At 63.1% G+C, this 6,541-nt stretch carries 5 protein-coding genes; all 5 read left to right on the forward strand.

Features of this window, described 5'->3' with window-relative positions:
• The first annotated feature begins 206 nt into the window (after window positions 1-206).
• The gene (locus DK391_RS25480; protein WP_239482947.1) at window positions 207-1,289 is read left to right on the forward strand and encodes a LacI family DNA-binding transcriptional regulator; all 1,083 of its coding nucleotides are present in this window, start codon (window positions 207-209) and stop codon (window positions 1,287-1,289) included.
• 107 nt (window positions 1,290-1,396) lie between these two features.
• Window positions 1,397-2,401 (forward strand): ABC transporter substrate-binding protein, encoded by a 1,005-nt coding sequence (locus DK391_RS25485; RefSeq protein WP_109480771.1) that lies wholly within the window; start codon window positions 1,397-1,399, stop codon window positions 2,399-2,401.
• Window positions 2,402-2,778: 377 nt separating this feature from the next.
• On the forward strand, window positions 2,779-4,344 hold the full coding sequence (locus tag DK391_RS25490) for a sugar ABC transporter ATP-binding protein (protein ID WP_204117435.1): 1,566 nt from the start codon (window positions 2,779-2,781) through the stop codon (window positions 4,342-4,344).
• Window positions 4,334-5,341, forward strand: a complete 1,008-nt coding sequence (locus DK391_RS25495) for an ABC transporter permease (protein ID WP_109480773.1) — start codon at window positions 4,334-4,336, stop codon at window positions 5,339-5,341. Before DK391_RS25490 ends, DK391_RS25495 begins: the two co-directional genes overlap by 11 nt.
• 22 nt (window positions 5,342-5,363) lie before the next feature.
• Complete coding sequence (locus DK391_RS25500) at window positions 5,364-6,329, forward strand: ABC transporter permease (RefSeq protein WP_109480774.1); 966 nt, start codon at window positions 5,364-5,366, stop codon at window positions 6,327-6,329.
• Window positions 6,330-6,541 lie beyond the last annotated feature (212 nt).

A 6,541-nucleotide genomic window follows, 5' to 3' on the forward strand; every position in this document is an offset into this window, starting at 1 on the left:
CGCGCGAGCGAGAATCGCACGGCTGCTTCCATTGGTCAATATTATTAGTAATAATCCTTACGCGAACCTGCCCTTTCCGGCGCATCGCGCGAAGCGAAAAAGCGGGGTTTGCGCGTGTTGTCCGGCGCATATTATTAGTGGTACCGTCAGTACCACGATGCCTGCGGCATTCACCGTCAACGAGCCGCCGTTGCGCGGCCAGATCAATGAAAAAATCGACTCAGCGCCGCCCGACGATGACCGATATCGCCAAGCTAACCGGCGTATCGCAATCGACCGTATCTCTCGTCCTGAACAACGCGACCAGCGCGAAGTTTTCCGAAGCGACCCGCAACAAGGTGCTGAAAACCGCGCAGGATCTCGGCTATCGGCTGTCTGCGCGCGAACCGCTGCCGCCCGCCTCGGGCGAACGCAACCTGATCATCTATCTCGCCGACGAAATCTCGACCAGCCCGCACCCGGTGGTGAACATCGACGGCGCGCGCGACGCCGCCTACGCGAACGGCAAGCTGCTCGCCGTCTACTCGACGCACGGTAACGCCGATGTCGAAAAGCAGGTGCTCGACGCCGTGCTGGCCAGTCCGACGGTGTTCGGCGTGATCTACGCGACCGTCTACACGCGCAAGGTGACGCTGCCCGCCGCGCTCTCGCAGGTGCCGACCGTGCTGCTCAACTGCTACACGAGCGAAGGCGGCCAGTCGTCGATCGTGCCGGCCGAAGTCGCGGGCGGCCACGTCGCCACGGAATTCCTGTTACGCGCGGGCCCCCGGCGCATCGGCTTTATCAACGGCGAACACTGGCAGGACGCGGCGAAAGACCGCCTCAAGGGATATCGCACCGCGCTCGCCACCGCCGACCTGCCCTTCGCGCCCGAACTGGTGCGCGACGGCGACTGGAGTTCGGGCACGGGCTTCGAGCACACGCTCTCGCTGATGCGCGAGACGCACCCGCCCACCGCCATCTTCTGCGCGAACGACCTGATGGCGCTCGGCGCGATCGAGGCGCTCAAGCAACTCGGCTACCGCGTCCCCGACGACGTCTCCGTGCTCGGCTACGACGACCAGGAAATCGCGCGCCACACACACCCGCCGCTGTCGACCGTGGTGCTGCCGAACTACGAACTGGGCCGCTGGGCCGTCGATACGCTGATGCAGGAAGTGCACAACCAGGCAGCCGGTGCGCCCGTGCGTCATCGCATGGTGAAACTCGACGGTCCGCTGATCGAACGCGGGTCAGTCAGGGAAATTACCGAGGCAAAACCTGCAGCAATTAATATTATTAGTGATTGACCAATAATAATTCGTGATGAAATAATCGGCACGACCGGTTACCACCGAAGTGCCGGCAGCAGTTGAAGCACAAAAGCAAAACACACCAACTGGTACTGGAGGAAGACATGGCGTCGCAGAATCGGGATTCGCGCGGACAACGGCTTCAACCGCTTGCCGCAGCATTGCTGGCAGCCGCATTGGGATTGGGCATGGCATCGGCACACGCCGACGACCTGCCGAAAATTCCCGCCAAGAAACCGCTGAAAGTCGGCTTCGCGCAGACGGAGAGCAACAATCCGTGGCGTCTCGCCGAAACGCAAAGCTTCAAAGATGTCGCCGCGAAGTGCGGCTGGCAGATGGTGATGACGGACGCCAACGGCTCCAACTCGAAGCAGGTCTCCGACATCCAGAGCATGATCGCGCAGCACGTCGATCTGCTCGTGTTCCCGCCGCGTGAAGAAAAGCCGCTCGCGCCTGTCGTGTTGCAGGCGAAGAAGGCCGGCATTCCCGTGATCCTCGTCGACCGCAACGTCGATCAGTCGGTGGCGAAGGCAGGCCGCGACTACATCACGTTCATCGGCTCGGACTTCATCGATCAAGGCCACCGCGCCGCCGACTGGCTCGTCAAGGCGACGGGCGGCAAGGCGAAGATCATCGAACTCGAAGGCACCACGGGCGCGTCCGCTGCGAACGACCGCAAGAAGGGCTTCGACGAAGTGATCGCGAAGAATCCGGGCATGTCGATCATCGCCTCGCAACGCGGCGATTTCGCGCGCGACAAGGGCCGTCAGGTGATGGAAACGCTGCTGCAGGCTCATCCCGACGTCACGGCCGTGTACGCGCACAACGACGAAATGGCGCTCGGCGCGATCGCGGCGCTCAAGGCTGCGGGCAAGCAACCGGGTAAGGACATCCAGATCGTCACCATCGACGGTACGAAGGGTGGCCTCGATGCGATCGCCGCAGGCGAACTCGGCGCGAGCGTGCAGTCGAGCCCGTTCTTCGGCCCGCTCGCTTGCGATGTCGCGGAGAAGTTTGCGAAGGGCGAGAAGATCCCTGTGTGGGTCAAGGTGTCCGACCGCTTCTACGACAAGAACAACGTGAAGGAAAGCATGCAGTACGGCTATTGAGCCTCGACTGAGCGGCTTTTGAGCAGCTTTTGAGCATTTGACAGGCGTTGTTGCGCAAGCAGTGAAGAGGCCAGCATGCCGCGACCCACGCAGCGCGGCATGCGACATGGCCTGAAGGCAAGACCTCGGCGAAACGCATGCGCTTCGCCGGCGGGAAGGGTTCGGAGCGACGTGTCGGTTGCGCGCGTTTTCGCGCTCAGCGGGCCGTCGCTTCGCTTTGTCGGGCGTACCATGAACGTCGCGGCCAGGAAGATAGCCTTGCGCTGCATCGCCAGCGATGCAGCATGAGACAGGAGACAAACGTGACGCAATCCACCGCGCAACCTGACACGAATTCAGGCGTACAACCGTCGGCTGCACGCGCGCCCCTGCTCGACATGCAGGGCATCGATATTTCATTCGGCGGCGTCGCCGCGCTGCGCGGCGCGAACCTCACCGTTGCCGCGGGCGAAGTCCACGCGCTGATCGGCCAGAACGGCGCGGGCAAATCCACCATGATCAAGATCCTCACGGGCGCCTATCGGCGCTCGGGCGGCAGCGTGCGCTTCGAGGATCGCGAGATCGATTTCCGCACGCCAAAAGAGGCGCGCGAAGCCGGCATCAGCACGATCTATCAGGAGATCAATCTGGTGCCGTTCCGCTCGGTGGCGGAGAACATTTTTCTGGGCCGCGAGCCGCGCCGTTTCGGTCTGATCGACTGGCGCGAAGTGCAGCGGCGCGCGTCGGCGCTGCTCGAATCGTTTGGCTTGCAGATCGATGTGAAGAAACCGGCGGGCAGCTATTCGACGGCGATTCAGCAGATGGTTGCGCTCGCACGCGCTGTGTCGTCGGACGCGAAGATGGTGATCATGGATGAATCGACTTCGTCGCTCGATGAGCGCGAAGTCGAGTTGCTGTTCACCGTCGTGCGCAAGCTGCGCGACGATGGCCGTGCGGTGATCTTCGTGTCGCATCGGCTCGACGAACTGTATGCGCTGTGCGACCGCGTCACCGTGATGCGCGATGGACAAACTGTCGCGCAAAGCGCCATGAAGGACATCGACAAGCGCCAGCTTGTCACCACGATGCTCGGCCGCACGCTCGCCGCCGTCGTGCAGGACGATAGCGCGGCGCGCGAGGCGAATCTCGCACGTCGCGGCGACAAGGCCATTTCCGCGCGCAATCTGTCCGCGCATCCGAAGGTGAGCGATGTGTCGCTCGATGTGCATGCAGGTGAAGCCGTCGGTCTCGCGGGCCTGCTCGGCTCGGGCCGCACGGAAACGATGCGCCTTCTGTTCGGCGCGGATCCCGCCGAGCGCGGCACGCTGTCGATCAACGGCAAGGACGTCGCACTGAAATCGCCGCAAGATGCGATTGCGCGCGGCCTCGCGTATCTCACGGAAGACCGCAAGGCGGAAGGCATCGTGCCGGAACTGTCGGTGCGCGACAACCTCACGCTGGTCTGTCTGCGCACGCTGTCGAAGCACGGCATCGTCGATGTAAAAAAGCAGCAGGCGATCGTCGATCGATTCATTGCGTCGCTTGGCATCAAGCTGCGTTCGCCCGATCAGCCGATCCGCGAACTGTCGGGCGGCAATCAGCAGAAGGTATTGCTCGCGCGCTGGCTCGCCGCGCAGCCGTCGCTGCTGCTGCTCGACGAACCGACGCGCGGCATCGACGTCGGCGCAAAAGCGGATGTCGCAAAGATCGTGCGCGAACTGCGCGACGAAGGCATGGCGGTGCTGTTGTCCGCCTCGGAACTGGAAGAACTGACGGCTGTGGCCGATCGCGCCGTCGTGATTCGCGACGGCCGCACGGTCGCCGAACTGGATGGCGCGCAAATGAGCGAATCCGCGATCATGGACGCGATTGCCTACGGCAGCGCGGGCACCTCGCAACTGGTGGAAGCGGCGCAGTCCGCACATATCGGCGATGTCACGGAGGGCGACCGTCATGGCTCATGAGTCGCTCCGCAATGACGGCGCGCCGCTCGCGGCTGCTTCAGCGTCGCCCGATCCATCGACGGTGAAGAAGAAGCGCCACATCACGATCCAGCGCGAGATCGTCGTGCTGCTCGCGATGCTCGTCTTCAACCTGCTGTTCACGCAGCACTTCTGGTCGCTGCAAACCTTCAACGTCAATCTGACGCAGGTCGTGACGATCGTGATCGTCGGGATCGGCATGACGCTGGTGGTGGCGACGGGCGGCATCGATCTTTCCGTGGGCGCGTCGATGGCGATTGCGGGCGCGCTCGCGCCGATGCTGTTCCTGCATATCGCCGGGCCGCTCGGCATCGCGCTCGCGTTCGTGCTGCCCGTGCTGGCGGCTGCCGTGTGCGGCGTGTTCAACGGTTTCCTCGTCACGCGATTAGCGGTGCAGCCGATTGTGGCGACACTCGTGCTGTTCATCGCCGGACGCGGCATCGCGCAGGTCGTCACCGATGGCAGCTTGCAGGCGTTCAACAATCCCGCGTTCCAGTGGATCGCGCTCGGCAAGGTGGCAGGCGTGCCGTTCCAGGTGCTGCTGATGTTTGCGCTGGTCGCGTTCTTCGCGTGGGTCGTGAGAAAAACGCTGTTCGGCCAGTATCTGCTCGTGACGGGCGGCAACGAAAAATCCGCGTATCTGAGCGGCGTGCCGACCACGCGCGTCAAGATGCTCGCGTACACGCTGTGCGCGGCGTTGTCGGGTCTCGCGGGGCTGATTTCGATTTCGGTGAATTCGTCGTCGGATGCGAACGTGGTCGGGCTCGGTATCGAACTCGATGCGATTGCGGCGGTGGCCGTCGGCGGTACGGCATTGACGGGCGGCAAGGCGTACATCGGCGGCACGCTGATCGGCGCGCTGATCATCCAGTTGCTGCGCTACACGCTGCTCGCGCACGGCATTCCCGATGCCGCCGCGCTCGTCGTCAAGGCGGGCATCATCATCGCGGCGGTTTACGTGCAGCGTCGCTCGCGCTGAACGCTTCGTTAGAGACGATCCGATGAAAAAGAACCTGCCTATCCTGATCGCGCTCGGCGCGTTGATCGTGCTCGGCCTCGTGCGCTACGAGCACTTCGCATCCGAGTACAACATCACCTCGTTCTGGCGCTACAACTCGATGTTCGCGCTGATCTCCGTCGGCATGGCCTTCGTGATCATCACGGGCGGCATCGATCTGTCCGTCGGCACGGTCGCGGCGATGTCGAGCGTCGTCGCGGCGCTGGCCAGTCCGTACGGCGGCTGGATCGCCGTGCTCGCCGGTGCGGGCGCGGGGCTGCTGGTCGGCGTGCTGAACGGCATCATCATTACGCGGCTGAAAATCCTGCCGTTCATCACGACGCTGGCGACGAGTCTCGGCGCACATGGTCTCGGATTGCTGCTAGGCAGAAACGACGCCGTGTCGATTTCATCCGATACCAACTTCGCGAACTTCGGACAGGGCGATCTGTTCGGCCTGCCGATTCCCGGCCTGATCGCGCTGGTCGCCGCGGTTGCGGGGTGGCTTGCGCTGCGCAGCACGCGCTTCGGGCGGCATTCGCTGGCGATCGGCGGCAGCGAGGAAGCGGCGCGTCTGATGGGGCTGAACGTGAATCGCACGCTGGTCGCCGTGTATGCGGTGAGCGGCTTGCTGGCGGGCCTTGCGGGCGTGATTCTCGCTGCGCAGTTCGGCGCGGGACAACCGAACGAAGGCGTCGGCTGGGAGTTGTTTGCGATTTCGGCCGTCGTGCTCGGCGGCACGCTGCTTACGGGCGGCGAAGGCTCCATCGCCATGACGATTGCGGGCGTGCTGCTGCTCGGTCTCGTGTTTAATCTGTTGAACTTCGAGAATGGGCTTGGGTTTATTAGCCTGTCGGCTTATTGGCAATCGGTGATACGTGGTGTGTTTCTGCTGCTCGTGATTGTGCTGCAGGCGCGGGTGCTTAAGCAGCGGGCGGGTAAGCGCTCGCCGGGCGCTGGTGCGGTGTGATGGTTTTTGTTTTTGTTTTTGTTTTTGTTTTTTGCTTTTTGTTTTCGCTTTCGCTGGCATCCGCGTGATGCTTTCGTGTCGCATGCGTTGCCCCTGTGCGGGGCGGCACCTACTTTTCTTTGCCGCCGCAAAGAAAAGTAGGCAAAAGAAAGCGGGCTAACACCACCCGCTTCGGTCATTGCCTGCGGGCCCCCCACGGTTCCTATCCTTCA

Source organism: Paraburkholderia sp. C35, assembly GCF_003121405.1.
Classification (GTDB): domain Bacteria; phylum Pseudomonadota; class Gammaproteobacteria; order Burkholderiales; family Burkholderiaceae; genus Paraburkholderia.

Bases quoted from the DNA above. Each gene is read 5' to 3' on its own strand.
- DK391_RS25480 (WP_239482947.1), top strand. From the start codon at position 207: ATGAAAAAATCGACTCAGCGCCGCCCGACGATGACCGATATCGCCAAG.
- DK391_RS25485 (WP_109480771.1), top strand. From the start codon at position 1,397: ATGGCGTCGCAGAATCGGGATTCGCGCGGACAACGGCTTCAACCGCTT.
- DK391_RS25490 (WP_204117435.1), top strand. From the start codon at position 2,779: ATGCAGGGCATCGATATTTCATTCGGCGGCGTCGCCGCGCTGCGCGGC.
- DK391_RS25495 (WP_109480773.1), top strand. From the start codon at position 4,334: ATGGCTCATGAGTCGCTCCGCAATGACGGCGCGCCGCTCGCGGCTGCT.
- DK391_RS25500 (WP_109480774.1), top strand. From the start codon at position 5,364: ATGAAAAAGAACCTGCCTATCCTGATCGCGCTCGGCGCGTTGATCGTG.